Annotated in this window: 1 rRNA gene; it reads right to left on the reverse strand. The window is 49.9% G+C overall.

Going from position 1 to position 2,145, the window contains the following annotated elements:
* A 23S ribosomal RNA gene (locus tag FTV29_RS14895) occupies positions 1-2,145 on the reverse strand; the annotation flags it as partial.

Consider the following 2,145-nt stretch of genomic DNA (forward strand, 5'->3'; position numbering starts at 1 on the left):
CAGAGTTAGAACCTCAATATTACCAGGGTGGTATTTCAAGATTGGCTCCACCGAAACTAGCGTCTCGGTTTCAAAGCCTCCCACCTATCCTACACAAGTAAGATCAAAGTTCAATGTCAAGCTGCAGTAAAGGTTCACGGGGTCTTTCCGTCTAGCCGCGGGTACACCGCATCTTCACGGCGAATTCGATTTCACTGAGTCTCTGCTGGAGACAGCGCCCCCATCATTATGCCATTCGTGCAGGTCGGAACTTACCCGACAAGGAATTTCGCTACCTTAGGACCGTTATAGTTACGGCCGCCGTTTACTGGGGCTTCGATCAAGAGCTTCGCTTACGCTAACCCCATCAATTAACCTTCCAGCACCGGGCAGGCATCACACCCTATACGTCCACTTTCGTGTTTGCAGAGTGCTATGTTTTTAATAAACAGTTGCAGGGGCCTGGTTTCTGTGGCTGCTCTCAGCTCAGGAAGCAAGTTCCATCACCAAAAGCAGCGTACCTTCTCCCGAAGTTACGGTACCATTTTGCCTAGTTCCTTCAGCAGAGTTCTCTCAAGCGCTTTGGTCTACTCGACCTGACCACCTGTGTCGGTTTCGGGTACGATTCCTGTGTAACTGAAGCTTAGAGACTTTTCCTGGAAGCATGGTATCAGCCACTTCACTGTACAAGTACAGCTTGCTATCAGTTCTCAGCATAGAGCACCCCGGATTTGCCTAAGATGCATGCCTACAACCTTTCACCTGGACAACCAACGCCAGGCTGACTTAACCTTCTCCGTCCTCTCATCGCATTACACAGAAGTATTGGAATATTAACCAATTTCCCATCGACTACGCCTCTCGGCCTCGCCTTAGGGGTCGACTCACCCAGCCCCGATTAACGTTGGACTGGAACCCTTGGTCTTTCAGCGTGCGAGTTTTTCACTCGCATTGTCGTTACTCACGTCAGCATTCGCACTTCTGATACCTCCAGCAGACTTCTCAATCCACCTTCATCGGCTTACAGAACGCTCCCCTACCACGCATAATAAATTATGCATCCGCAGCTTCGGCATATAGTTTTAGCCCCGTTACATCTTCCGCGCAGGCCGACTCGACTAGTGAGCTATTACGCTTTCTTTAAAGGGTGGCTGCTTCTAAGCCAACCTCCTAGCTGTCTATGCCTTCCCACATCGTTTCCCACTTAACTATAATTTTGGGGCCTTAGCTGGCGGTCTGGATTGTTTTCCTCTTGACTACGGACGTTAGCACCCGCAGTCTGTCTCCCGGATAGTACTCATTGGTATTCGGAGTTTGCATCGGTTTGGTAAGTCGGGATGACCCCCTAGCCGAAACAGTGCTCTACCCCCAATGGTATTCGTCCGAGGCGCTACCTAAATAGCTTTCGGGGAGAACCAGCTATCACCAAGTTTGATTAGCCTTTCACCCCTATCCACAAGTCATCCCCTGGCTTTTCAACGACAGTGGGTTCGGTCCTCCAGTTAGTGTTACCCAACCTTCAACCTGCTCATGGATAGATCACCTGGTTTCGGGTCTATACCCAGCAACTAATGCGCCCTATTAAGACTCGGTTTCCCTACGGCTCCCCTATTCGGTTAACCTTGCTACTGAATATAAGTCGCTGACCCATTATACAAAAGGTACGCAGTCACCGAACAAGTCGGCTCCCACTGCTTGTATGCATGCGGTTTCAGGATCTATTTCACTCCCCTCACAGGGGTTCTTTTCGCCTTTCCCTCACGGTACTGGTTCACTATCGGTCAGTCAGGAGTATTTAGCCTTGGAGGATGGTCCCCCCATATTCAGACAAGGTTTCACGTGCCTCGCCCTACTCGACATCATCATATAAGCCCTTTCGTGTACAGGACTATCACCGTCTACGGTCGCACTTCCCAGAGCGTTCCACTAGAACTTATATGACTTAATGGGCTCTTCCCCTTTCGCTCGCCGCTACTGAGGGAATCTCAATTGATTTCTTTTCCTAAGGGTACTGAGATGTTTCACTTCCCCTCGTTCGCCTTGCATGACTATGTATTCATCATGCAATACCTACCTTATGGTAAGTGGGTTTCCCCATTCAGACATCTCCGGATCACAGGATATTTGCCGCCTCCCCGGAGCTTTTCGCAGGCTATCACGTCTTTC

Origin of the sequence: Acinetobacter sp. YH12254 (assembly GCF_013417415.1) — a bacterium.
GTDB lineage: Bacteria > Pseudomonadota > Gammaproteobacteria > Pseudomonadales > Moraxellaceae > Acinetobacter > Acinetobacter pseudolwoffii.